We start from the raw sequence: 22773 nt of genomic DNA, 5'->3' as shown, positions 1-22773 counted from the left end.
TGAACGCGGAGATAAGTGGCTATGGAAGGAGAACCATAAATCATTAAAATCGCGATTATGTTGACGTAAGCAGACAACACCTGGCAGAAAGGCAGAAGAAGTCTATCGCACTTGTCCCATCACTTTCAACACGTCCACGGCCTTTAACGCACTGGCCTCTTTATCCTTTATCTCCAGCATGATATCGAAGTCACAATCGTTTGTTTCGTCGATGAACTGCGTGAAGTGCGCTACATCAATCGATTCCGCGTGTTTCCCACTTCGTGCACCCGGTTCCTGGGAGCTGTAATCAACCATCGGTACGCCGTCTCTTGCTGTCCACGTTTTCGTAAAGAGATCGAACGCTTCTCGTACCGTTTCTCCCGAATTATTGAGTTCGTGATGGTACACATCAAATAATACGGGAATACCTGTATCCGCATGTATCTGCAAGCAGTCCTGCAGTGTATACAGTCGGTCATCGTTCTCAATAACCAGTCGTCGTTGTATGCGATCATCGAGCGCGTCGAATCGGTTGATAAAACGCTGCATACTCATTGCTTTATCGCCGTACACACCGCCAACGTGTAGCTGTATCTTGGCCGTCGTATCGAGTTCCATCAAATCCAGAACCTCTGCATGATACCGCAGCTCTTTGACGCTGCGTTCGAAAACCGCGCGGTCCTCCGCGTTGATGAGCGTAAATTGGTCAGGATGCATGGAGATTCGTATGTCGTGCGTTTTGACAAAATCTCCAATCTCCGTAAACGTATTCTTGAAATACCCCTGCCAGTCAAATTGATTAATGGGATGCGAGGCAAAGGGAACAAGGTCTGAGGTTATCCGGAAGAACAGGAGCGTGTGGTCAACGTTAAATGCCAGCATCTTCATTAGGCAGTTCAGGTTGTTTTCTACCGTTGCGATCACCCGTTCTTCGGAATACGACTTTAACCGAAACGTCCGATCACCTTTACAGCCGATAGACCAGTTGATACATGGATAGCCGATTCTCATACGTATGCATTCCCCCTCTTGTACGGAATAAGAAATTCAATTCAAAGAGGTGCTGAAGGTGAGACAAACCGTGCCCGCACAATTGATCCTCTTCTCATCTCGCAATTACTCTTGTCAAAAGGGCGGCTAAGAGAGCGATTTTAAAACTTTTTATGCTCTTGATATAAATATTAATTACCGGGAGGAAAAGGGAGGGGCCGAATTTTTTCACCTCCGAACGAAATGATTTATTCCCCTTTCTTTTTCCCCTCTCGGTACAAACAAGGTTTTCCGACTATTAAAAAGCTTTCGGTTCTGACGGCATGTGGGGTATACTAGGATAGTAGATTGAAAAGAGGAGACAAGGAAGGCTTGGAGAGGGAGGGAATAAGTTTCTGAATGCCTAGTTATAGACACGATTAGGGGAAACGAAAAGATGACCGTGTGGATAGACGATAAACTTGCGGTTACACCGATGCCCTTCGAAGATGAATTAGAGGACTTGGCGCAAACCTTCAACGCCGTTGCAGTGCTTGTGGAAGAGTGGGAACTTGATTATGACCTGCAAACATGGGATAGCTTTAGCGTGCACGTGAAGCACCTCCCCATTCCTGACTTGGGCACGCCGGGCATAGATGAGTTGTATGAGCTCATAGAATGGATCAAAGAGGAAACCGAGGGAGGCAATGCGGTATTGGTGCACTGCGTCGGCGGCATCGGGCGAAGTGGCATGGTCGCCGCTGCATACCTCATTGCAAACGGATTCGAGGTTGATGACGCGGTGAAGCAGGTCAAAGCGCGTGTGTGTGGCGCACTCGAAATTGACGAGCAAGTGGAACTCGTGCGTACGTTTGCTCTGAGATAGCATGGTCTGAGATGCCACGGGCTCACTTGAGGGCAGTCACAATGGTGACCACGGCTGCCAGAACGAGCGCAGCAATAGGCACGTAGAGTATGTACGGAACCGGCACCGTAACCGCACCCAACGATGAGTAGAGCGGAAAAAGCAGCCCGATGCTGGCGATGAGGGCAGCAATAACGTACGGTGCATTGGACTGCACGTGTCGTTCCATTGGCTCTGGTTCGGCTTGCGGGCCCGCTGCAACATAGCGATCCACGAGGTCCGGGAGGCTACGAACGAGCTTTACCGAAGCGTCCGTGAGCCGTTTGAATCCGCGTTTGAGTTCCGCCTTCGCCAGCTCCGCTACGCTAAACTGCTCCTCTATCGCTTCCCGTATATCATAATAGCGGTACAGATCATTACACACGCCTTCAATGAGCAGTACCGCCCGTTCAAGCACCACGAACGCACGAGGCGCGGGAAGACCGTACTTGAGAGAGAGTCGCGCAAGATTATCACCCTGAGCTTTCTCAGTGCTTCCTGCTTGAAACTTCTCAATCAACTTATCGAGATCAGCGTAAAATGCATCAATATCGATCTCCTTCTCGGTTACACCAATGAGCCTCATGAAACCTTTCAGCGCTTTATTCACGTCTCCTTGATAAAAGGCATAGAAGACTTCGAGCGCATCGAGCCTCACCTCTTCTCTGAGTCGCCCCACGGCACCGAAGTCAAGTAACGCGATCTTACCCCCACCAAGAAGGACGATGTTACCGCTATGGGGGTCTGCATGATAAAATCCGTCGACGTACACCATCTTCAAAAACGCCTTCGTAATCAGATTCGCGTAATATCTCGCCTGCTCGTCATCGAGCCGGGGGCGTGAGGACACCGTCGGGCCTTTGATAAAATCCATGACGATGACCCGGTTATTCGTATACTCCCAGTGGACGCGTGGGATCACGACCTCCTCCCAGTCCTTGAAGTTTCGTAAGAAGCGCTCGATGTGCAGCGCTTCGAGTCTCATATCGATCTCGTTCTTCAGCATGGTGGTAAGCTCGTCAACGATAAGATGCGCATCGAAGTTTTTAACGCGGAGGAATTTTGCGCCGATGGGCAGCAACAAATCGAGCAGCTTGAGATCCGCGTCTATCACGCGCTCGATCTCAGGTTTCAACACCTTCACGGCGACCTCGGTTCCGTCCAGCTTCGCATGATAGATCTGTGCTATAGAGCCACTCGCTATCGGTTCCTTCTTGATCTCCTCGAATACGTCCTCCAACCGTCTGCACGTAGAATACGTCTCTCCTGTCTCTTCTGAGATGCACTCGCAGGGGAAGGTCACTGAATCATTAATCTCCTCGAATGGCAGCGGTGCAACCCCTGCTTGGAGCGTCTGCAGTTCTGCGATGATCGGTGGTGGCACGAGGTCGGGCCGCTGGCTCAACAGCTGGCCTAACTTAATGAACGTGGGTCCGAGCTCGGTCAGTGCCAGCCGCAAGCGCTCACCTTCTTCCTCCCATCCTTCTGAAGGCGCGCAGAGCGGTTCAGCGGACACGCCCTCCTTGGCAAAACTTTGGTAAAACCAAAGAAGCGAAGAGATAAGGTGATATTTCCGTACTATACGGATGATTCTGATAGCCCGTCGGGTACGTTCAAACATGTCTTCCTCCTTCTACCTCATCGGTCGTCCCTCGGAGTATGATGCATGTATGTATGCATGCACTCGTACCGTATGCGTGCGGGAGTTTCAACCTTCGACGTGTTCAAGTGCTGTGGCGCCCTCGTGCACTACCTACTCACTCACTCCACCTTGACTGTTTCCTTCTTCTCGCCCTCTTCCGCTTCAAGGTCCCCTTTATACTGCTCCAACAGGGTTATTTCTTTCTCTATGGCATTCGTTACGGTTTTCAGCGTGCTTATCCGCAGGGCGATAAGAGCCGAGACGAGCTCTGAGGGTTGTGGAATGGCGGTCTCAATACTTTTACCTATGTCACCAGCCACATCAGCAGCCACCTTCAAGGGGATCAACGTCACGCCGGCAAGCGTCTTTATCGCTTTCCCTACTTCCTCTTCCCAGCCGCCGATAACGCAGTAATAGCCTCCGAAGAGCTGATACTCTTTTGCAACGGGGCATCGTGGACAGACGCATCCCTGTCGCTTTAGATCACAATCGGTCCTCCCGCGAGCACAGTAGAGCCCCTCCATTCCCTGCTTCATGCACTCATTATAGCTGGGGCAGTTTGCGCAGATGCACTTCGCCACATTATCCTTTGTGTCTGGAACTTTCATTTTTGGCACCTATGCTATTGCACATAGTATAGTATACGGTGTCAACTGAGATAATATAAACGTATGCAACGGCGGGAAGCAATGGCACCCGACGAAATAGATTGCACAACTTTATTGCGAATTCTGCGTGCTTCATAAAAACAATTCACGCAACTTCGTCACGGTTTGTCTCCCTTTGAAGGTGGGCGTGTTGATCGTTACTTTTCTTGTTTGCTCAGCTATCTTAAATCGCTCTTTATCGCGATTCAGCAACAAATAGAGCAGTTCCGCGTGCGCACCGGAAACGATAACGTCCGGGTTATTATGCAATTCCTGACATACCGAGACGGCACCGCCTTTCTGGAATATAAAGTGATAACGTTCCCGTTCTGTTTCGAAATTCAGTACCAACGGCGTTATAAGATTATAGAATAGTAGTTTTATCGGCCCTGACGATCCAGAAAGCTCCTCCTTTACTTTGCACTCCGCTTCCGTTCCTATTTCTTTGAGCGCGTTATACAAAGCGTCCATTTCGCATCTTCCGCCTGGCTCTGAGCAGCACCCGCAAAGGTGTTGGAAAGGGGGGAGAGATAGGGCGTTAAAGAAGTGAATGAGCGCCCAGGTCGGGATTTGAACCCGAGTCCAAGCCTCGACAGGGCTCGATGATAGGCCGCTACACTACCCGGGCTTTTATTCTTTATACTTATACAGTATATTTAAACTTAAACCTTCACGAACGGGAGAGGTTTTAAGAGTACAACTTTCTAACTAACAAGAAAGAACGAACGAGAAAGAAGCAAAAGGAGATAAGAGAATAATGGCAACAAGAGGTAAGAAAGCCGCGGAAAAGGCAAAAGTATTGATGGACAAGCCCGAGCAAATTCGAAACATCGGCATCATCGCGCATATCGACCACGGAAAGACCACGTTGACCGATAACCTCCTTGCAGGCGCAGGGATCATATCGAAAGAATTGGCGGGTGAGCAGCTCTTTACGGATTTCTATTATCTGGAACAGGAGAGGGGAATAACGATTTTTTCCGCGAATGCGTCCATGGTTTATGATTATAAAAGCTCGACGTATCTCATCAACCTGATTGATACGCCGGGGCACGTGGATTTCGGCGGTGACGTGACACGAGCGTTGCGGGCCGTTGATGGTGCTGTGGTGGTCGTTGATGCCGTAGAGGGTGCGATGCCGCAGACCGAGACCGTGCTGAGACAGGCGATGAAGGAGAACGTGAAACCCGTGCTCTTCATCAACAAAGTCGATCGAATGATCAACGAGTTAAAAGTAGATGCAAATGAAATGCAAGTCCGGCTCGGCAAGATCATCGATAAGGTGAATAAGCTGATTAAGGGGATGAACAAGGAGAAATACGAGGAATGGAAGCTTGACGCTGCACAGGGTACCGTTGCGTTCGGCTCCGCATTGTACAACTGGGCGGTCAGCGTTCAGACGATGCAGAAGACCGGAATCAGCTTCAAGGAGGTCTACGACTACTGTAAGCGCGAGGACATGAAAACACTGGCAGAAAAGTGCCCGGCGTATATCGCCCTTCTTGATATGGTAATAGAGCATCTCCCCAATCCCCTGGAGGCGCAGAAGTATCGTGTTCCCGTGATCTGGCATGGAGAAGCGGAGAGCACGATAGGGAAGGGTATGGCAGCCTGTGATAGAGGAGGGAATGTTGCATTTATGGTCACTGACCTCTCGGTGGATCCCCATGCCGGCGAAGTTGCCTCTGGCAGACTGTTTAGCGGTACGTTGGAGCGAGGCAACGAATTGATCATTTCTGGCAGGTACAAAACGAACCGAATCCAGCAGGTCTGTATCTTCATGGGTGAGGAGCGTGTAGAGGTCGATAAGGTGCCCGCAGGTAACATAGTTGCACTCGTTGGCATGAAAGACGCGATCGTTGGCTCGACGCTCTCGACTGTGGAGATGGCGCCATTTGAAAGTATGAAGCATTACAGTGAGCCGGTTGTTACGGTCGCCGTGGAAGCGAAGAACACGAAAGACTTGCCGCGGCTGGTTGATGTAATCAGGAGACTGGCTAAGGAAGATCCGAATATACGAGTCGAGATAAACGAGGAAACCGGTGAACATTTAGTCTCGGGCATGGGCGAGTTGCATCTCGAGATCATCACGCATCGGATAAATATCGATGAGGAGGTTCCGATTATTGCGTCACCACCCATTGTCGTTTTCCGTGAGACGGTAGAAGGGACGGCAGGTCCGGTGGAAGGGAAATCGCCGAACAGGCACAACAAGTTCTATTTTGTAGTTGAACCCTTGGAACCTGCGGTCGTGGAGAAGATACAAACAGAGGGCCTCGCGGTAGGCAAAGACAAGGTATTTTTGCGAGACCAGCTGCTGGAGGCAGGAATGGACAAACTAGAGGCAAAGAGCGTCGTGAACATCATCGAGGGTAACATGTTAGTTGATATGACGAAGGGCGTTCAGTATCTGCGTGAGGTGATGGAGTTAATCCAGGAAGGATTCGAGGAAGTGATGCTCAAGGGGCCGTTGGCGAAGGAGAAGTGCAGGGGCATAAAAGTGAAGTTGATGGACGTGAAGCTGCACGAAGATTCGATACACCGCGGACCGGGGCAAGTCATTCCGGCAGTTCGCAGCGCTCTACTTGCCGCTATTCTGCTTGCAAATGCCACTTTCCTTGAGCCGGTGCAGAACGTCTACATCAGCATACCGCAGAATCTGCTGGGGAACGTGACGCGAGAGGTCCAGGGAAGAAGAGGTCAAATACTGGACATAAAAACCGAAGGCGACATGGTCACGTTGAAGGCAGAAACGCCGGTGGCCGAGATGTTCGGCTTCGCCGGTGATATACGATCCGCAACGGAAGGACGCGCGCTGTGGAGCACCGAGTTCGCGGGCTTCAAGCCTATACCACCGAATCTCTTTGGTGAGAAGGTGATGGACGTCCGAAAGCGGAAAGGTATGAAGGCAGAGATGCCAAAGCCTTCTGATTTCGTCTCTGCGTGAGTAACTAAGTAAATAACCGGACGGCGTGAGTAGAAAGAGAAAGAGGTGGAGCTTGTAATGGCAAGAAAGTAAGCAAGCTTTATCTTCTTCATACTCTGCCTACTCTTTATTGGTCGGATGAGTGCAGCTCTTATCGTAAGGGGAACCACAAGAGACCGAGGATCTCCTTTTCTAACGGCGTTTCATTTCGATTTCCTTTCGAGCAATCTTTATATAGAACTGTTAACATAAGAACTAAGTGTGAGCTAAAAATGGCCCAGCAAGTAGGTGGAACACCCGTATTGGTGTTAAAAGAAGGTAGTGAACGCACACAGGGTAAAGACGCACAGAGTAGAAATATACTCGCAGCAAAAGTTATTGCTGCCGCAGTCAAGTCGACCTTGGGGCCAAAAGGGATGGATAAGATGATGGTCGATTCCATGGGTGACGTTATTATTACGAACGACGGCGCGACGATACTCAAGGAGATGGACATCGAACATCCCGCGGCGAAGATGATGGTCGAGATCGCGAAGACGCAGGATGATGAGGTTGGTGATGGCACGACAACGGCTGTTGTCATCACCGGCGAGCTCTTAAAACGTGCAGAGGACCTCATCGAGCAGGATGTACATCCAACTCTGATCACGTCTGGATACCGGGCTGCAGTTGAGAAAGCGTATAAAATCCTAGATCAGATAGCGTATACTATCACGTCCGATGATGTCACGACTCTGAGACAAATAGCGAAGACCTCGATGACGGGAAAAGGAGCAGGTGATGCGAAAGAATTGCTCACCGATCTTGCGGTGGATGCAGTTAAACAGGTAGCAAAGGACGGCGCTGGGAATGTTGATATTGATCAGATAAAGGTAGAGAAGAAGGCAGGTGGCAGTGCCGAAGATGCGCTGTTGATAAAAGGTGTGCTGCTTGATAAGGAAAGAGCGCATCCAGAAATGCCGAAGCGCATGAAGAACGCTCAGATTGCGCTCGTCAATGCCGCGTTCGAGATCGAAAAGACCGAGTTAGAGGCGAAGATAGAGATCACCTCGCCAGACCAGATGAAATCGTTCCTCGCTGAGGAAGAGCAGATGCTCGCGAGCATGGTGAATGTGGTGCGCGAAAGCGGCGCGAACGTGCTCTTCTGTCAGAAAGGAATTGACGATCTGGCACAGCATTATCTGGCAAAGGAAGGCATATTCACGGTGAAACGGGTCACCGAAAGCGATATGAAGAAGCTTGCTCGTGCCACCGGAGGGAAGATCCTGACGAGTCTGGAGGAGATCAGACCGGAGGATCTTGGACAGGCCGGCGAGGTGGAAGAGAAGAAGATCAGCAATGAGTCGATGATATTCGTAAAAGACTGCCAGAATCCCAAATCCGTATCCATCTTGCTCCGGGGTGGTACGGAGCATGCGGTAGATGAGTTAGAGCGTGGAATGCATGATGCGTTACGCGTGACGGCATGTGCACTGGAAGACGGCAGGTACGTAGCCGGAGGTGGCGCCCCGGAGATAGAGCTGGCACTCAAATTGCGTGAGTATGCCGCCACCGTGGGCGGTCGGGAACAGCTGGCAATACAGGCGTTTGCCGATGCGCTCGAGATCATTCCTCGGTCGCTTGCCGAGAATGCCGGATTGGATCCCATCGACATGCTCGTTGCGCTGCGATCAGCACACGAAATCGGAAACAGCTATGCGGGACTGGACGTCTTTAAAGGTAAAGCAACGGATATGCGGAAAGCGGGCGTCATTGAGCCGCTGCGGATAAAGCTACAGGCCCTGAGCTCGGCAACAGAATCGGCAACGATGGTCTTGAGGATTGACGATGTCATTGCATCGAGTGCTGAAGGGAACCCGCCGGAGGGTGGAGGTATGCCACCGGAAGGTGGCTATCCCGCAATGGGATTAGGAGGCGGCTATTAACCCACCAAACCCCCTTTTTCCTTGTTTCCTTTTTTTCCCGCATGGTGTGATGACCGCCTCGAAGAAAGCGATACGATACAGAGCCATGCGTGGGTGATATGGTAATTAGACTGCAGAGCAGGCTTTTCCTCCGTGCTCTGGCACGAGAAGGAGTGAATCTGTCTTTATCCTGAGCCGCTTCTTCAGGTCCTTATACCTGCTTTGTAGCGTGATCGGGGTTGTCCCGGCCACTTTTGCTACCTCTTTCTTCTCCACAGGTTCGTTACTTTGAAGCGCGGCGAGATAGATCGCAGCAGCCGCTACGCCTGTCGGTGACCAGCCTTTTGCCAGTCCCAAGCCTCTGCTCTTTCGGAGTATCTCAATCGCCCGTTCTCGGACCGTATCGCTTAACCCTAACGTGGAGCAGAACCGCGGAATGAAGCGCGCCGGTCTGGCAGGTGCGACCTTGATCTCCAGCTCCTTGACGAGGAAAAGGTATGCTCGCCTGATCTTCTTCAACGGCATTTTTGATACGTTTGCTATCTCTTTCAACGTTCGGGGGACCCCGTATTCCCGACACGTGATGTAGAGCATCGCAGAAACCAATTCTTCCAGACTTCGTCCCTTAATCAAATTCTCCCGCTTTGCTCTCCTGTACAATACCGAGGTCGCCTCCCTGATGTCCTTTGGCAGCTTGAGTGCCGACGCCATCCGCTCGAGCTCACCGAGCGCTAAAGCGAGCGTCTTATCGCTGCTGTCCATACCTATTCTGCCCCGTAACCGTCCAACTTGGGGCAGCTCTTTCGGTACCGCAGTGCTCAGCCCTTTATCATGTATCCGATAACTCAAAGGAGGACCCGTTCGTATCCTTTGTGCAGCTTGTTCCCAATCATACGCACGCCACTCAGGGCCGCGATCAATTAAAGCTTCCGCTAATACTACCCCGCAGTCAGCGCAGTACAATTCTGCGTGCTTGGGATCCACTATGATGTTTTTCGAGCCACACTCAGGGCATTTTTCGATTGGCTTCTCCATACTATTATATATAAGTTTATCGTATAAAAACTTCGCGCTACTCTACACTTGTTGCTCAACTTTGCAGCTATGGCACAGCACAGTTTCGTAGCTCTGCTCGCTATCGCGCCGCTCTTTCGGGGAAGTCTCAAATCTTCTTCTTCTGATTCAATCAACACCGCTTCGCGTCAGTCAGCAGAGGTAGTACGTCAGGGTGAGTCAATGTCCTTTATTTTCGCCCACTCAGACTCGACGAGCGTAGTAAGAGAAGGATAAAGTTCTGTCAGGGTTTTATACAGTCGCTTGGCCAGGCGCACCCGCTTTTGCGCTTCGGCATTTACCGCTCCATACGCTTCTTCAGTCCAGTCGACAAACTTCTTCGTGCTCACCATACTGAATTGGAGCAGATGTAACGCCTCTTCAAGTGTTAATTCTAGTTCGAGCTTTTTTGGTGGCATAGTATCTCCCATGCGTTTTTCCTCCCTCCGTTTGTTTTAAAAACCTCCGATCTTCCTGCATTCATAGGCGTACGGTTCTCACCACTGCTGCTGCTGATGATGATGAAGAGCGAGGTTAATCGCGCTCTTCTTTGAAATGCTCCAGAAACTGGTCATAGACGGCGATCTCAAATTCACTGAAGGTGGGCTCGCTTCCGCGCTCTTTTGCGATCTCCCCGAAATCGAGCTCGACGGACGCAATCTCCTCTTCGGTGCCACATTCATGCAGAACGTCTCCGCGCGGCGATACCACCATACTCCTTCCGATATACCGCTCATTGCCGATCTCGCCGCATCTATTGACACCCACGACAAAGAGTTGATTATCAATAGCCCGTGCTTTTGGTCTAGCATTCCAAAAATAATTTGGCTCTTCTCGTACGCTTGCGGGCACAAATATAACGGTGGTGCCGTTAAGTGCGATTATCCGTGTAAGGTTAGTCACTGATTTCCGCGGCGTCCAGCGGATAAACGCCGTTCTCGTCATGGACCTCCGTTCCGCTGAGGGGTGGATTGAAGACGCAGGCCAACTTCATTTGCGTCTTGGCCCGCAGTAAGTGCTGGTCATGGTTGTCCAGAACGTAGATGGTGCCAGGCTGAATCGGGTAAATCTTACCTTCAAGTACTGTCTCTACTTCACCCTCTCCTTCCATGCAGTACACGGATTCCAGATGGTTCTGATACCAGATAGGTGTCTCCGTACCGGCATAGATGGTCGTGATGTGGAAGGAAAAGCCCATATTATCGCCTTTCAGCAGCAAACGGGCACTCTCCCAATTCTCGGAAACGATGCACCGGGCACTTTTCTCCGCATCAGCAAGCGTTCTTACGATCATGTCACCACTTCTATTTCAAGTTCACTCGTGCTCGAAGCCCTGCCGGAAATAGTTCCCAGAACTTCTCCTACGCTTTCTTCAAGGATGTCCAGACCTTTGTTCAGTTGTTCATCGGTAATCGTTAGTGGAATGAGGCACTTAACGACCTGGCCATTTGAACCCGAGGTTTCCAATATCAACCCCCTCTCGAAGGCAGTTTTGGTGATTTTGTTAGCTAATTCACCTGTCTTACAGTCCAGAGCCTGTATCATACCCCGACCGCGTACGGATAAAATACCGTTTGGATCCATACTCACCAGCTTCTCCAGACGATCGCGTAGTAACAGTCCTTTGCGCTTCACTTCCTGGGAAAACGCATCGTCACGCCAGTAGAACTCGAGTGTTGCTGTTGCAGTGACAAAGGCGAGGTTGTTACCCCGGAAGGTGCCGTTGTGCTCACCAGGCTTCCACAGGTCCAGTTCAGGCTTCATCAGAACGAGCGAAAAAGGCAGCCCGTAACCGCTCAAGGATTTCGAAAGCGTGATAATGTCCGGGGATATGCCTGCTTCCTCAAAACTGAAAAACGTGCCGGTACGCCCGCAGCCCATCTGGATATCATCGAGGATTAGTAGAATATCATGCTTGCGGCAGATCTCTTCCAGAGAGCGCAGCCAGGCAAAGCTGGCCACATTGATGCCGCCCTCACCCTGTACCGTCTCCACGATTACAGCCGCTGGACGATCCAAACCACTGCTCGCGTCGGTTAGCATCTTGTCCAAATACTCTGTGGTGTCAATATCCTTGCCCATGTAACCGTCGTAGGGCATAAACACGGTGCCCTGAGGCTGTATGCCACAACCATCGCGGAAGTGACTGTTGCCGGTAGCTGCAACAGAACCAAGAGTCACGCCATGGAAGCCATTGGTGAACGATACAATGATCTGACGCCCGGTCACCTTGCGCGCAATTTTAAGGGCCGCCTCTACTGCGTTGGTACCCGTTGGTCCGGTAAACTGCAGCTTGTAGTGCATATTTTGAGGATGTAGAATGAGCGTCTCAAACGTTTCCATAAAGGTCTTCTTCGCCTCGGTTGCCATGTCAAGACCATGTACGATACCATCTGACTCGATGTAGTCCTGCAATGTTCGCTTCAATACCGGGTTATTATGCCCGTAATTCAAAGTTCCAGCGCCTGCAAGGAAGTCCAGGTACTGTCTACCCGTCTTGTCTTCCAGAATGGCTCCCCGGGCCTTGTCAAACACCACCGGAAAATCACGGCAATAACTGCGCACGTTTGATTCAAGACGGTCGAAAATACTACGGTTGTTCATTGATCATTTATCCTCCGACTTAACGTTAAACGGTCCGATATGAAGCAGATGTTCCGCTTCATGAATCTCGTGACCGAAATGATCCTTGGAAAAGCAGATGCTTTCGATGCAGTGAGTATCAAGATCTCGGGCAACAGACAGAAACAGGTTCAAAGAAGCGATATTGGAAGGAATAATGGTAGTTTCCAGAAAATGACAGTGCTGGCAAACAGATCGTTGCAATACGGTGCGTAACATACGCTTGCCGACGCCCTGGCCTCTCAGTCGCCTCTCGACCGCGACCTGCCATATAAAAAAGACTTCGGCGTTTGTGGGTAGACAATATCCTGATAGAAAAGCGAGAATCTTGCCATCCTCTTCGGCAACCACACAGGTATCGGCAAAGTGCTGACAGAGCAATAAATAACAATAAATCGAGTTCAAATCCAGTGGTTTACACGCGGTTATTAATGCATGGATTTGTGCGGCATCTTCCACCCGTGGTCTACGTAAAACGAGCTTGCTTTGCTCACTCGTTTCTGAACTACTCTGCACCATGCTACTGACCGGCATGAATCGTATCCCCCGATTCTGGACCGTCACTAGACTTGGCAGGCATAGATAGCAAATACCCTGCTTTCCCCTTTAACCTTCTATTACTGCTTGGACCCGAACGCCCTCTGCATACTTCTACAGGATCTCGACTATCCAAAGCGCTTATCTCTCTGCGCTGCCCAATTGTCCTATCAACACACAATCCGTAAGCATCAAGACCTCTGTGCTCTGTCTTTTGGAGCACAGCGGTAGCGATACCCGTCGATGTCACATAATCAGATAAAAAACCACATATCGAGTACATAACTTATGTTAACCGTATCTTATAAGCGCTTAAATAGCTTTTCTGAGGAAACGGAAGCTTTTTCACGTTTTTTCTGAAGATTCGGAAGTCTTTTATAGAAGCCGCTGTTTTACTTTAATGATGGTGAGCAAAATAGATGCCCAGATCCTTGAGATACTGCAACGTGACGTTCGCACGCCGATATCTAAGATCGCAAAAGAGGTCGGGTTAAGTGAGAATGGTGTACGATACCGACTCGAGAAATTGGAGAAAGGCGGCTATATCAGGAGCTATACTATTTTACTTAATCCGAAAAAATTCGGTAAGAGGATCCTCGCACTATTCAATCTTGAGATAGAGCCGAAGGCGATGAGAAGCACCTTACCCAAATTAGTAAAGCTGAACGAGTTTATCAAAATCTATCAGACCACCGGCCAGTTTTCAATTAATGCTGTTGGTCTTTTCGATAACGAAAATAATTTGACCTCTTTTATTAACAATAAGCTGTTACTCGAATTCCCGATTCAAAATTATACGGTTGAGATCGTAATGCGGAAGGTTAAGGATACTGATTATGAGATATAACCAACTTCTGATCACGCGTGCGAATACAGAAGTACGTTGGTCTCTTTTTTGTGCGGGTTCTTTTTCTATCTAGTCGAGCTTACAACTCAAGATTGTTTCAGTGCGGTGATCCGCTTCTTGGATAACAACGCCGTTTTGATCTACAAGTATACTATCACCGCAACTGATTGTTCCGTTCGCCGAGACCGCTGCATTAGCTTTCAGCACAAATAGAACGCTCTCCACAGCGCGTGCAATACCGTTAGAAATAGTCGTCATATTCGCAGCTATGTCAGTATACAGCATGACCTGTGCAACGCCTGCGTTACGAAACTTTTTCCCCATCATCGTACTCTGCTACTCGCTCGCGGTAGTTAATGTATCGGCAATTAAAAAAGAAATAGTTGTACCTAAGTATAGTACAGTACGTCAGGAGCCGTGTCATTGATGGGAAGATCATGGCTATCGGATCGGCAGCGTAAAACAGACCGTGCAGCCCTTACCCAGTTCGGACTCAACCCAGATCCGACCGCCATGCACCTCGATGATCCGCTTCACGATTGCGAGACCCGCACCGGTGCCCTTGCCGCTCCTGTCAACCTTGTAAAACAGCTCGAAGACCTTCTCGTGTTGGCTCTTATCAAGCCCCATGCCATTGTCCTTCACAAAGAACACCGTTTCTTCGCCGTCCAGGCGATAGCCGATCTCTATTTTTGGATAGGGTTGGTCGCCCATGAAGTTGATGCCGTTCTCGATGAGGTTCACCAGCACCTCGACGGCCCGCATCCGGTCCACGTGCCCGATGGGGAAGTTCTCGGCAACGGAAATTTCAACACCGCTTAACTTTATCTGGTCTGTCAGGCGCGCCAGCGCGTCTCTAATCAGCACGCCAAACGGCACATCCTCCGGCGGATTCAGCACACGCCCGGTACGGGAGAGCGCCAGCGTGTCCTCCAGGAGTAGCCCCATCGAGGTTACGGCGTTCTCTATAAACGTCAAATCGGTTTCCACGTGCCTCTCTTCGTTTCGTTCCACATCTTCTCGGAGCAGGTCAGCGTAGCCTTGCAGGGTCACCAGCGGCGTCCGCAATTCATGCGAGATCGTGTAAACGAACCGCTCCATCTCCACGTTCCGCATCTCAAGCTCTTTAATAAGACTCTCGCGTTCCTCCTCCGCTCGTTTCCGCTCCGTGATGTCCCGAACGAAGAGGAGGTCGGCGGGCTTGCCTTCATACGTGCTGAGACCTGCGTTGAACTCTACATAGATCTTCCTGCCATCCTTAGCCCGGAGCACCGTCTCGTAAAGTTGTGGTACCTCTTCGCCGGCAAATCGGCGTTCATAACGGTCAACGACCTCAGGGATCTCGTTCGGATCGATGAAAGTCGTAAACGGGGCACCAATTAACTCCACGGTACTGTAATCGCCCATGGCAAGCAAACGCTGGTTGGCGTATTTGACCACGCCGTCCTGAAGGATACCAATACCATCATTTGCGCGCTCGACGAGGTTGCGATATTTCTCCTCGCTCTCCTGCAGCGTCTCCTCCACTCGCTTCCGCTCGGTAATATCGAGGGCAATCCCCTGGTAGTGCGTGATAACGCCCCCTGCGTCACGTCTTATCCAGGTGCGGTCCTCGAGCCATCGAATCTCGCCCGTCTTCGTGATAATCCGATATTCCTGAACGAATTCAGTGCGCCCTTCCTGACTATAACGATCCACTTCAGAGGCCACACGCTCCAGATCGGGCGGATAAACTATACTTGCATACGGTACGTCACCCGAATAAAAGTCCACCGGGGTGTACCCCCACTGCCGGATATTATCGGAGACGAATTCAACCGGCCAGCCTTCAGCAGCACGCCAGAGAAAGACGATAGCTGGGCTGTTATTGACAATTTCTTCCAGCTCTTCACGCTTCTTTAACGCATCCAGCAGCGCCGCCTCCGCCTGCTTGCGCTCGGTAATGACCATAAATGAGGCCACACTCCTCTTTGTTCCGAGGATCATGGCGATGGTCAGATAGATGTCCTGAACATTTCCGTATCGGTCGAGAAACCGGAATTCATACTGCCCCGGAGCACTGCTTGCATTCTCTCTTCGTGCATAATGGTGTTTCTTCATCCGTTCGAGATCTTCCTTCACGACGAACTCGGTCCAGCTCTTCTTACCTTCCAGCTCATCTTTTGAGTATCCGGCGAGTTTGGCAAATTCCTCGTTCACCAGAACTAACGTCGTGTCCTCCCCTACTATCACTGTAGGTGCACTGGTGGATTCGAAGATGGTTCGATACAGGACTTCAGATAGCCTGATTTCTTCCTCCATTCGCTTCCGCTCCGTGATGTCGCTAATGAAATTCAGAGTGGCAGGTCTGCCCTCCCATGTGATCAGAACCGCATTGATCTCAACCCACTTTGTTTTTCCTCCTTTGGTAACAATTCTGAACGGGTAGATGCCCAAGATCGCTTCACCTTTCAGCCGTTTGCGATGGCGCTCAACTACCATCGCCCGATCGTCGGGATGGATAAGCTCCACAAATGGTTTGTTCTGCAGCTCTTCCGCAGAATAGCCCGTAATTTCCACGGCTTTCGGATTGGCAAACTTAAGTACGCCCTCCTGAGCCACGACTATGACTTCGTTAGCGTTCTCCACCAACGCACGATATTTCTCTTCAGACTCTTGCAGTTTCTCCTCCGCCTTCTTCCGCTCGATAACGTCCTGCTCAAGGTCCTCGGTGGTGGCTCGTAAATCCGCCGTTCTTGCGTTCACCTGCCATTTCAGTACCGCGCTCATAAGGAGGAACAGAGCGACGAGCCCTAACAGACCAAAAAACGCTGGCACAACCCAATCCGGGATCCTCATCTCTTCCGGAACGAAGAGATACTTCTCTACTGTTTGATAATAGATGGAGTCCGGATCCTTTTTCATGGCCAGCAAGTGGTAATCGATCCGTTCGATGAGGAGTCCGCTGAGGGTCGAGTTCTTCGAAAAGGCAAACTTGAGATCGACGGGCTCGAATACGACGTTGGTCTTTTCCACGTCAAACTCCTGCTCGTGAAGAGCGCCGAATAATCGATTGACGACGCCTGCATCCGCCTCACCCGTGTCCAGTAACCTGAACACCTCGGTATAGTCATCGACCCCGATGAAGGTGCAGTCGACGTCGAACTGCTCGACGAGCTTGATGATGCCCGCCTCCCCCACGGTATGAATGCTCCCGTTCATCACCGCCACTCGCTTGCCTTGAAGGTCCGGGATCGACTGGATCTCCGAATCTTTTTTGGTGTAAAGGATCCCCCAGTTAATCAGTACCGACTCGTTGTTAAACGCGTAGATCTCCGCTCGCTCGTCGGAGTAGGCCATGTCCGGCATGATATCGATCTCATTCCTCTCCAGCCGCTCCAGGTTCTCCGTCCAGGTGCCATGAACATACTGAATCTCCCAGCCTTCTGAGTCCGCGATGTACGCCAGAAGGTCAGGAAACAGTCCGACCGTGTTCCCCTGCTCGTCAGTATATATTTTGGGGCTGTTTTCATAGGTACCCACTAAGATTGTTCGCCCTGCCCCTGCTGCATCCTCTGCGGAACTGAGCGGCACGAAAACCATTAGGAATAGAAAGGCTAGTATGAAGAGAACCAGCAGAGTTACCTTATCCATACCAGCGGTTGGAATATCAAGCTTCGTGGGCGCTTTTTTCCCTGTGTTACTCATAATGCACGCCTCCTAGCAGCGTACCGTTGCAGGGTACTTGCACCAGTCGGGCCACAACCACGACAGGCGTTTCCGGGCGAATCCGTCTCACCCACCAGATTAGTGGCAGGGAAACGGCTCTTGGACCGCTCTTCTGCCTCCTCATGCTCTTCTCTCTCATGCACGCATCTCACCATCTTCCTCCTCTTCATTTTTTAGAGGATCCTTTTCAACACTTTGCTTATCTCTGTGCGCGATCAGAATTTCATCCGCAACGTAACGATCTCAAAGGGGTTTACCGTCAACATTATACTCTTACCTTCCTGCTTCACCTCTTTTGCCAACTCGTTATCCTCTTCCTCCAGCAGGTTCACCACCCTGACCTCCGTGGGCGCTTTAAAGAGCGTTATTTCTGCATCTGCTTTTTCGCCTTTTGTCTCATAAAATCGCAGAATAGTGTCGTCGCCACCCTCGGCTCGCTTCAGTGCTGATAGGATTACACTTGTCGGTTCGATTTTCAAAAATGACCGTTTTAAAGGCACTTTTACGCCCTTTGGTAGCTGCATCGCATCTAAATCGATGTTGAACTCCAGCGCATGCCTATAGGGTTCGGCCTCACGCCAATCGCCTCCGTGCGGGTAAATAGCATACCGGAACGTGTACTTTTTCATCTCGCGCGCATCGGGAACCGGTACTGCAGGGCCGGCCTTACCATTAGAGGAGAGCATAGAAACGCTTCTGAGCAATGTCAAATAGATGCCCCCGTCTTTTATCACGTTTTCCGGTATCCCGTGATGAATTATTGTTAACCCTTTCTCGCCGTCAGAATAATCAAACCACTTTTGTGATGGATATACTCCCCGAGGCTTTTCGACCCACGTATGCCACGTCTCGCCTTCTTCTCCTTCTCCCGACGGGCATCTAATTTCGCTTCGTGGGCGAGAAACCGCACCAAATTGCGTGCCACAGACATAATCAGCGGCTTTTATATTCGTGGAGAATTTCACGCGGAGCCGTGCTCTCGGATGCTTGTCCACCACCGTGGTGATGAAATCTATTCGCGGAACGCCTTTATAAACAACTATTTTTTTCGTGCATTCCAAAAATTTATGCCGCCATATTCGCGGTTCCATCTTCTCCGTCAAACGGTACGGCCATCGGAGCGAGAAATAATCGGTCTCGACATTGATCACCCGCCGCAACGGGCTCTTTTGTATATTGAAATTTTTCAGCCTGAACGCGCCGTACTTCACTCCTTCACCCGTTTCGGTTTTCAAGGGAATGCATAATTCCTGCCTGTGGTAGTACAGGTCTCCCGTTTCTTCTTCCAGCACAAGTTCATTTGCTTTACAGGCTGTACTGCATGCGGCCTCGCCCTTGTGAAGCACATCAATCAAGCCGTTAGCAGGGTTCACCTCCACGCCGAAGAATCTATTCTCTATGGTATTACCGTGTATCCGTATAAAATCGGGATCGAACGCATAGCGTCGAGGCTCACGCTCGAGGATCGTGTAGACATTATATCCCATCGCGGGAACCGTAGCAACAAAACCCACGCGCGCATATTTCAGTGAATCATCAACATACCGTGTAAAACGTATAACTTCTATCTCAATCTCTTCAGCGTCACTTTTCAAACCGCCGATCGACACCACTTCACCCTGCTCGAAATTCAAATCCATCTCCAGCCAGTTCTTCACTTCCCACGAGAGCGAGTTGAACACAATGATATCGCCGCTTTCATGCTCCTCCGCGCCCTTCTCAAGGGAACGGGTATGCTCTCCGAATTCCGCTTCCTCCTCTATGAGCTGAGAGAATATGCGAGGGCAGAGCGCGGACATATAGGTCTTGAGGAAGTTAAAGTATTGCTTCACTTCATCGTAACCAGGATCCATACCCGTTCCGGGGATCACGTCATGGAATGCGATGAATAAAATTTTCCGCCAACTCTCTCGTAACTCATCAGAAGGATAGTAACTATTAAGGAGCCAGGAGATAGTACCCCATCGCTCGACGCACTCCAGCCAATTCTCGTAGTTGCAAAGCCCCTGCTTTATCCACATCCTGCTCGAGCAGCAATCAGGAAAAACCTCGGAATACTGCCCTGAATACATCTCGCCCTTCCGAACGGCAAGGTCCAAGCCTTCTACGTCTTTTTCCAGCGCTTCGAAGTATTCAAGCGGTGTCGCGATCTTCATCAGCGCTTTTTTACCATGCTTGTTGTTCCACTCCTTGACCGCAAACGGTGTTTCTGGCTGTGGCATGGTCACACCACTCCCGGAAGGCATCAAGATATTAGAGGTCACCGCCGCTTTCTTGAGCTTATCATAACTCTCATCCAGCTTTGTCAAGTCCAAGCCTGCTCGGTATCCCAACGGCATCCAGTGCGTCAAAATTTGCGTCCCATCCAGGCCCTCCCACAGGAATTCCGAGGGTTTATTCTCCGGTATCCCACGCCGGAATGCAACATACTTGTAGCCTAATTTTTTATAGATCTGCGGAAGCTGGGCATTCAGACCGAAACTGTCCGCCTGCCACATTACCGGGACATCGACGCCGAATTTATCTTTAACGTACCGCTTTCCCACCAGTACCTCTCTCACCAGCGTCTCGCCATTCGGCAGCATCGTGTCCGCCATCAGGTATTCACCGTCGGCAACTTCCATCTTGCCTGCCTTGATGTGCGCTACGATCTGGGAGAACAGTTCGGGATACCGTCTCTCCACCTCCTCCAGCAGGAAGGTTTGCTCGACGAGGAACTTGAAATCGGTCTTTTCCACCAGCTCCGCCACCCCTTTCAGAATGAGCAGCATATTGATGTAGAAATAATCCTCCTTCGTGAACGCCCAGATAGCATCATAGTGCGTGTGCGGAACGAGATAAATCGTATCTTTGGCTTCCATCTTCTTTTTAGCCATAGTACCTCAAACATCTACCAACTCATTTATCACTTATAAACCTTTCTACTACCTCCGTCCAGCCTTCCGGCCCTTCGCCCTGCGCCCTATACAGATTCGGCAGTGTGAACTCAAGCCACGAGCCTTTTTTGTTCTTTACCAGGGCCGGCTGGTCCACGGCGCTGAGCATCGGAATGTCATTCCTGCTGTCACCGACACCTATAGTCTTCACCTCGCCGCCGTATTCCTGCTTGAAGAGTGCCGTGAGTCTCTTCACTGCCATCCCCTTGTCCGCATTCCTCCCGTGAATGTTGTAGTAGCGTCCACCGTGCGTGACCGCGAAACCCTTCTCTTCGATCTTCGCGAACAAAAGAGCCTCTTTATCCTCCGGCTCATCGACATCGAAGATGAAGCTCTCGTTGTATTCCTTCTGCTTCGCACGCTCCGCCGCTTCGACGCTCAGATTCGCATCGGTCGCCACTTCCTCTGCCGTCATATCGCCGAACCCGGTTATTTTGAAGCCCGTTTCCGAGCGGATCGCCGTTAAGGCCGCTCTCAACGCAGCATACGACGCACCGAGCTCGATAACGTAGTAATCGCCCCGTTCCTTACACGCGAACTCGAACGAGAAATAATTCTTGGGTATGAAGATCGCCCCGCCATTATCAACGATAAACGGGTCCTCCACGCCCAAAATGGTATGGTAATATTCGTTCTCCGCCAAGGTCTTCGCGGTGCAAAAAATGACAGGGATCTTTCGCTCTTTCAAGGATTCCAGAGCCGGAATAGCTGCTTCGTACGAATAATCGAAGAGATCGAGCATGGTACCGTCGAGATCGGTGAAGAGCACTTTTTTCATTGTTAGATCCTGCCTGTCTACACCGTGTGAGGACTTTCTTCCTTCAAATACGCCTTATCCCCTCCTTCACTCACGATAGCACCCTGTTCAAATCGTGCGAAGGTTTCCGCAGTGCTTTCAAGCAACTTCATAAATCGCGGTGCATCGATTTCTCCAAAGGGCGGCAATACGAGGTTCTTCTTTGGCCCCTCCCACTCCAGAATATCGCCCAGCTCCTCAAGAACTTTTGACCGTACGTAATCAGTGCAGAGCTTGCAGTGGTAAATCGTTTGGAGCGAGCCGAGCAGCATGTTATTAATATGTGCCCTTCCTTTCTCTTCGTGTATGTGCGGGTTTAACGTCTCAATCTGAAAGATCTCGATACCTGCATTCGCAGCTTCCATATCTGCAGTATTTTCTACACCCACCCCAAACCGATCAAACAAACAGACGAAGTGGCATGGTTCGATCGAGTAGCCGGTTGAATAGCTCAAGATGTCTGCGAGCTTTGTGGTCAGCGCATGCTCACCTGCATTGCCTGTTATCACAACGCGGGTTTCAAAGCCGGTGTGTGCTGATATTAAGAGATTGAGATACTTGTTCGTGGTCTCGCTTACCCGCCCCCATTTCTGGAAATAGAGCTTATCCTCCACTACCTTTGGCTTATAACGCCAGTGCAGTCGAACCATGCTGTAGGGCGATTCAGCCATGCAGAATCCCGCAGCATAATCTATTACGTATTCACGAACCGAACCGGGGATGTAGTTGTCGGCATCGGCGAATCCAATGTAATCCTTGCCAAGTGCTTTCGCAAGCAGCATGCCGATAATCATACCCTCTGCCTTACCGTCCCTGACTATCTTATCCCGACGAAGAAGATGGCCATAACCCACGTCATAAAACGCAAAGCCCAAATCAGGGTCTTTTTGGTGTACAATAAGTATCTCTTGCTGCGTTAGATCGTGGAGATTCTTTACCACGTCCATCTCCATTTTGTAGAAATCTGGTCCCTCTCGCTTGCTATTCGAGACCACAATAACGGTGCAGTCAAAAGGAATGGCTCGTAAAACACCGTCTAGCAAATGTATTTTTTCATCCTTCACGGGTACGATGATAGCGAAACGCCGTAAAATATCTTTGATGGCATCAAAGGGGATGTCTTTAGCGCGTGGATTTTCGAATCGCCCCGAATCAATCTTCAAAACACGCTGCATCTCGTGAATCTTCACGGAGCCAAAAATCTCGGTATGCCTTGGCATTTCAATAAGCATTATCCACACCCGCTAGCTACTATGTTTGTTTTTATTTTATAAAGGTATAATGCTAACTAAGTAAGGTA

The 22773-nt window shown here is 50.3% G+C and carries 20 protein-coding genes and 1 tRNA gene; 4 read left to right on the top strand and 17 right to left on the bottom strand.

What is annotated here, in order from left to right:
• Positions 1–102: 102 nt before the first annotated feature.
• Positions 103–993, bottom strand: a complete 891-nt coding sequence (gene uvsE, locus JW878_02925) for a UV DNA damage repair endonuclease UvsE (GenBank protein MBN1762022.1) — start codon at positions 991–993, stop codon at positions 103–105.
• 415 nt (positions 994–1408) lie between these two features.
• Here uvsE and JW878_02920 point away from each other — a divergent pair, with 415 nt between their 5' ends.
• The gene (locus tag JW878_02920; GenBank protein ID MBN1762021.1) at positions 1409–1837 is read left to right on the top strand and encodes a dual specificity protein phosphatase family protein; all 429 of its coding nucleotides are present in this window, start codon (positions 1409–1411) and stop codon (positions 1835–1837) included.
• Between the two features lie 22 nt (positions 1838–1859).
• Here the strand turns inward: JW878_02920 and JW878_02915 are convergent, their stop codons facing one another.
• The 4 genes from JW878_02915 to JW878_02900 form a co-directional block, all read right to left on the bottom strand.
• Complete coding sequence (locus JW878_02915; GenBank protein MBN1762020.1) at positions 1860–3476, bottom strand: AarF/ABC1/UbiB kinase family protein; 1617 nt, start codon at positions 3474–3476, stop codon at positions 1860–1862.
• Between the two features lie 140 nt (positions 3477–3616).
• On the bottom strand, positions 3617–4105 hold the full coding sequence (locus tag JW878_02910; GenBank protein MBN1762019.1) for a DUF2769 domain-containing protein: 489 nt from the start codon (positions 4103–4105) through the stop codon (positions 3617–3619).
• A 132-nt stretch (positions 4106–4237) separates the two neighbouring features.
• Positions 4238–4615: a hypothetical protein gene (locus tag JW878_02905; GenBank protein MBN1762018.1), complete on the bottom strand. Its 378-nt coding sequence runs from the start codon at positions 4613–4615 to the stop codon at positions 4238–4240.
• 84 nt (positions 4616–4699) lie between these two features.
• Positions 4700–4772, bottom strand: a tRNA-Asp gene (locus JW878_02900).
• Positions 4773–4901: 129 nt separating this feature from the next.
• Between JW878_02900 and JW878_02895 the strand changes: the two genes are divergently transcribed.
• A complete protein-coding gene (locus tag JW878_02895; protein MBN1762017.1) occupies positions 4902–7091 on the top strand; it encodes an elongation factor EF-2 in 2190 nt (729 codons plus the stop codon).
• A gap of 251 nt (positions 7092–7342) precedes the next feature.
• Positions 7343–8995, top strand: coding sequence for a TCP-1/cpn60 chaperonin family protein (locus JW878_02890; GenBank protein MBN1762016.1), 1653 nt, complete (start codon positions 7343–7345; stop codon positions 8993–8995).
• A 105-nt stretch (positions 8996–9100) separates the two neighbouring features.
• Here the strand turns inward: JW878_02890 and tfb are convergent, their stop codons facing one another.
• The 6 genes from tfb to ectA form a co-directional block, all read right to left on the bottom strand.
• Positions 9101–10009, bottom strand: a complete 909-nt coding sequence (gene tfb / locus JW878_02885; GenBank protein MBN1762015.1) for a transcription initiation factor IIB — start codon at positions 10007–10009, stop codon at positions 9101–9103.
• 188 nt (positions 10010–10197) lie between these two features.
• Complete coding sequence (locus JW878_02880; GenBank protein MBN1762014.1) at positions 10198–10446, bottom strand: hypothetical protein; 249 nt, start codon at positions 10444–10446, stop codon at positions 10198–10200.
• A gap of 115 nt (positions 10447–10561) precedes the next feature.
• Positions 10562–10972, bottom strand: a complete 411-nt coding sequence (locus JW878_02875; protein ID MBN1762013.1) for a hypothetical protein — start codon at positions 10970–10972, stop codon at positions 10562–10564.
• Complete coding sequence (locus tag JW878_02870; protein MBN1762012.1) at positions 10923–11321, bottom strand: ectoine synthase; 399 nt, start codon at positions 11319–11321, stop codon at positions 10923–10925. The genes JW878_02875 and JW878_02870 overlap by 50 nt, the downstream gene beginning before the upstream one ends.
• Positions 11318–12631, bottom strand: coding sequence for a diaminobutyrate--2-oxoglutarate transaminase (gene ectB / locus JW878_02865; protein MBN1762011.1), 1314 nt, complete (start codon positions 12629–12631; stop codon positions 11318–11320). The genes JW878_02870 and ectB overlap by 4 nt, the downstream gene beginning before the upstream one ends.
• Positions 12632–12634: 3 nt before the next feature.
• Entirely contained in the window at positions 12635–13168 is a 534-nt protein-coding gene (gene ectA, locus JW878_02860) for a diaminobutyrate acetyltransferase (GenBank protein ID MBN1762010.1), read from the bottom strand.
• A 421-nt stretch (positions 13169–13589) separates the two neighbouring features.
• On the opposite strand from ectA, the gene JW878_02855 reads away from it, so the two are divergent.
• Positions 13590–14033, top strand: coding sequence for an Lrp/AsnC family transcriptional regulator (locus JW878_02855; protein ID MBN1762009.1), 444 nt, complete (start codon positions 13590–13592; stop codon positions 14031–14033).
• Between the two features lie 69 nt (positions 14034–14102).
• Here JW878_02855 and JW878_02850 read toward each other — a convergent pair whose 3' ends face one another.
• The 6 genes from JW878_02850 to JW878_02825 form a co-directional block, all read right to left on the bottom strand.
• Positions 14103–14357 (bottom strand): hypothetical protein, encoded by a 255-nt coding sequence (locus tag JW878_02850; GenBank protein MBN1762008.1) that lies wholly within the window; start codon positions 14355–14357, stop codon positions 14103–14105.
• A gap of 117 nt (positions 14358–14474) precedes the next feature.
• The gene (locus JW878_02845) at positions 14475–17720 is read right to left on the bottom strand and encodes a PAS domain S-box protein (GenBank protein MBN1762007.1); all 3246 of its coding nucleotides are present in this window, start codon (positions 17718–17720) and stop codon (positions 14475–14477) included.
• On the bottom strand, positions 17717–17911 hold the full coding sequence (locus tag JW878_02840) for a hypothetical protein (GenBank protein ID MBN1762006.1): 195 nt from the start codon (positions 17909–17911) through the stop codon (positions 17717–17719). Before JW878_02840 ends, JW878_02845 begins: the two co-directional genes overlap by 4 nt.
• A 45-nt stretch (positions 17912–17956) precedes the next feature.
• Positions 17957–20617 carry a glycoside hydrolase gene (locus tag JW878_02835; protein MBN1762005.1) on the bottom strand — a complete coding sequence of 887 codons (2661 nt, stop codon included), beginning with the start codon at positions 20615–20617 and terminating at the stop codon, positions 17957–17959.
• 22 nt (positions 20618–20639) lie between these two features.
• Positions 20640–21455: a mannosyl-3-phosphoglycerate phosphatase gene (gene mpgP, locus JW878_02830; protein MBN1762004.1), complete on the bottom strand. Its 816-nt coding sequence runs from the start codon at positions 21453–21455 to the stop codon at positions 20640–20642.
• A gap of 17 nt (positions 21456–21472) precedes the next feature.
• A complete protein-coding gene (locus JW878_02825) occupies positions 21473–22705 on the bottom strand; it encodes a mannosyl-3-phosphoglycerate synthase (GenBank protein MBN1762003.1) in 1233 nt (410 codons plus the stop codon).
• Between the last annotated feature and the right edge of the window lie 68 nt (positions 22706–22773).

Source organism: Methanomicrobia archaeon (assembly GCA_016930255.1).
Taxonomy (GTDB): domain Archaea; phylum Halobacteriota; class Syntropharchaeia; order Alkanophagales; family Methanospirareceae; genus JACGMN01.
Note: the sequence above shows the minus strand (reverse complement) of the source record. Positions and strands in the feature narration are given on the sequence as shown.

What these genes read in the sequence shown, in the direction of transcription:
- uvsE (MBN1762022.1), bottom strand. Translation starts at nt 993, where the DNA reads ATGAGAATCGGCTATCCATGTATCAACTGGTCTATCGGCTGTAAAGGT.
- JW878_02920 (MBN1762021.1), top strand. Translation starts at nt 1,409, where the DNA reads ATGACCGTGTGGATAGACGATAAACTTGCGGTTACACCGATGCCCTTC.
- JW878_02915 (MBN1762020.1), bottom strand. Translation starts at nt 3,476, where the DNA reads ATGTTTGAACGTACCCGACGGGCTATCAGAATCATCCGTATAGTACGG.
- JW878_02910 (MBN1762019.1), bottom strand. Translation starts at nt 4,105, where the DNA reads ATGAAAGTTCCAGACACAAAGGATAATGTGGCGAAGTGCATCTGCGCA.
- JW878_02905 (MBN1762018.1), bottom strand. Translation starts at nt 4,615, where the DNA reads ATGGACGCTTTGTATAACGCGCTCAAAGAAATAGGAACGGAAGCGGAG.
- JW878_02895 (MBN1762017.1), top strand. Translation starts at nt 4,902, where the DNA reads ATGGCAACAAGAGGTAAGAAAGCCGCGGAAAAGGCAAAAGTATTGATG.
- JW878_02890 (MBN1762016.1), top strand. Translation starts at nt 7,343, where the DNA reads ATGGCCCAGCAAGTAGGTGGAACACCCGTATTGGTGTTAAAAGAAGGT.
- tfb (MBN1762015.1), bottom strand. Translation starts at nt 10,009, where the DNA reads ATGGAGAAGCCAATCGAAAAATGCCCTGAGTGTGGCTCGAAAAACATC.
- JW878_02880 (MBN1762014.1), bottom strand. Translation starts at nt 10,446, where the DNA reads ATGCCACCAAAAAAGCTCGAACTAGAATTAACACTTGAAGAGGCGTTA.
- JW878_02875 (MBN1762013.1), bottom strand. Translation starts at nt 10,972, where the DNA reads ATGACGAGAACGGCGTTTATCCGCTGGACGCCGCGGAAATCAGTGACT.
- JW878_02870 (MBN1762012.1), bottom strand. Translation starts at nt 11,321, where the DNA reads ATGATCGTAAGAACGCTTGCTGATGCGGAGAAAAGTGCCCGGTGCATC.
- ectB (MBN1762011.1), bottom strand. Translation starts at nt 12,631, where the DNA reads ATGAACAACCGTAGTATTTTCGACCGTCTTGAATCAAACGTGCGCAGT.
- ectA (MBN1762010.1), bottom strand. Translation starts at nt 13,168, where the DNA reads ATGGTGCAGAGTAGTTCAGAAACGAGTGAGCAAAGCAAGCTCGTTTTA.
- JW878_02855 (MBN1762009.1), top strand. Translation starts at nt 13,590, where the DNA reads ATGGTGAGCAAAATAGATGCCCAGATCCTTGAGATACTGCAACGTGAC.
- JW878_02850 (MBN1762008.1), bottom strand. Translation starts at nt 14,357, where the DNA reads ATGGGGAAAAAGTTTCGTAACGCAGGCGTTGCACAGGTCATGCTGTAT.
- JW878_02845 (MBN1762007.1), bottom strand. Translation starts at nt 17,720, where the DNA reads ATGAGTAACACAGGGAAAAAAGCGCCCACGAAGCTTGATATTCCAACC.
- JW878_02840 (MBN1762006.1), bottom strand. Translation starts at nt 17,911, where the DNA reads ATGAAGAGGAGGAAGATGGTGAGATGCGTGCATGAGAGAGAAGAGCAT.
- JW878_02835 (MBN1762005.1), bottom strand. Translation starts at nt 20,617, where the DNA reads ATGGCTAAAAAGAAGATGGAAGCCAAAGATACGATTTATCTCGTTCCG.
- mpgP (MBN1762004.1), bottom strand. Translation starts at nt 21,455, where the DNA reads ATGAAAAAAGTGCTCTTCACCGATCTCGACGGTACCATGCTCGATCTC.
- JW878_02825 (MBN1762003.1), bottom strand. Translation starts at nt 22,705, where the DNA reads ATGCTTATTGAAATGCCAAGGCATACCGAGATTTTTGGCTCCGTGAAG.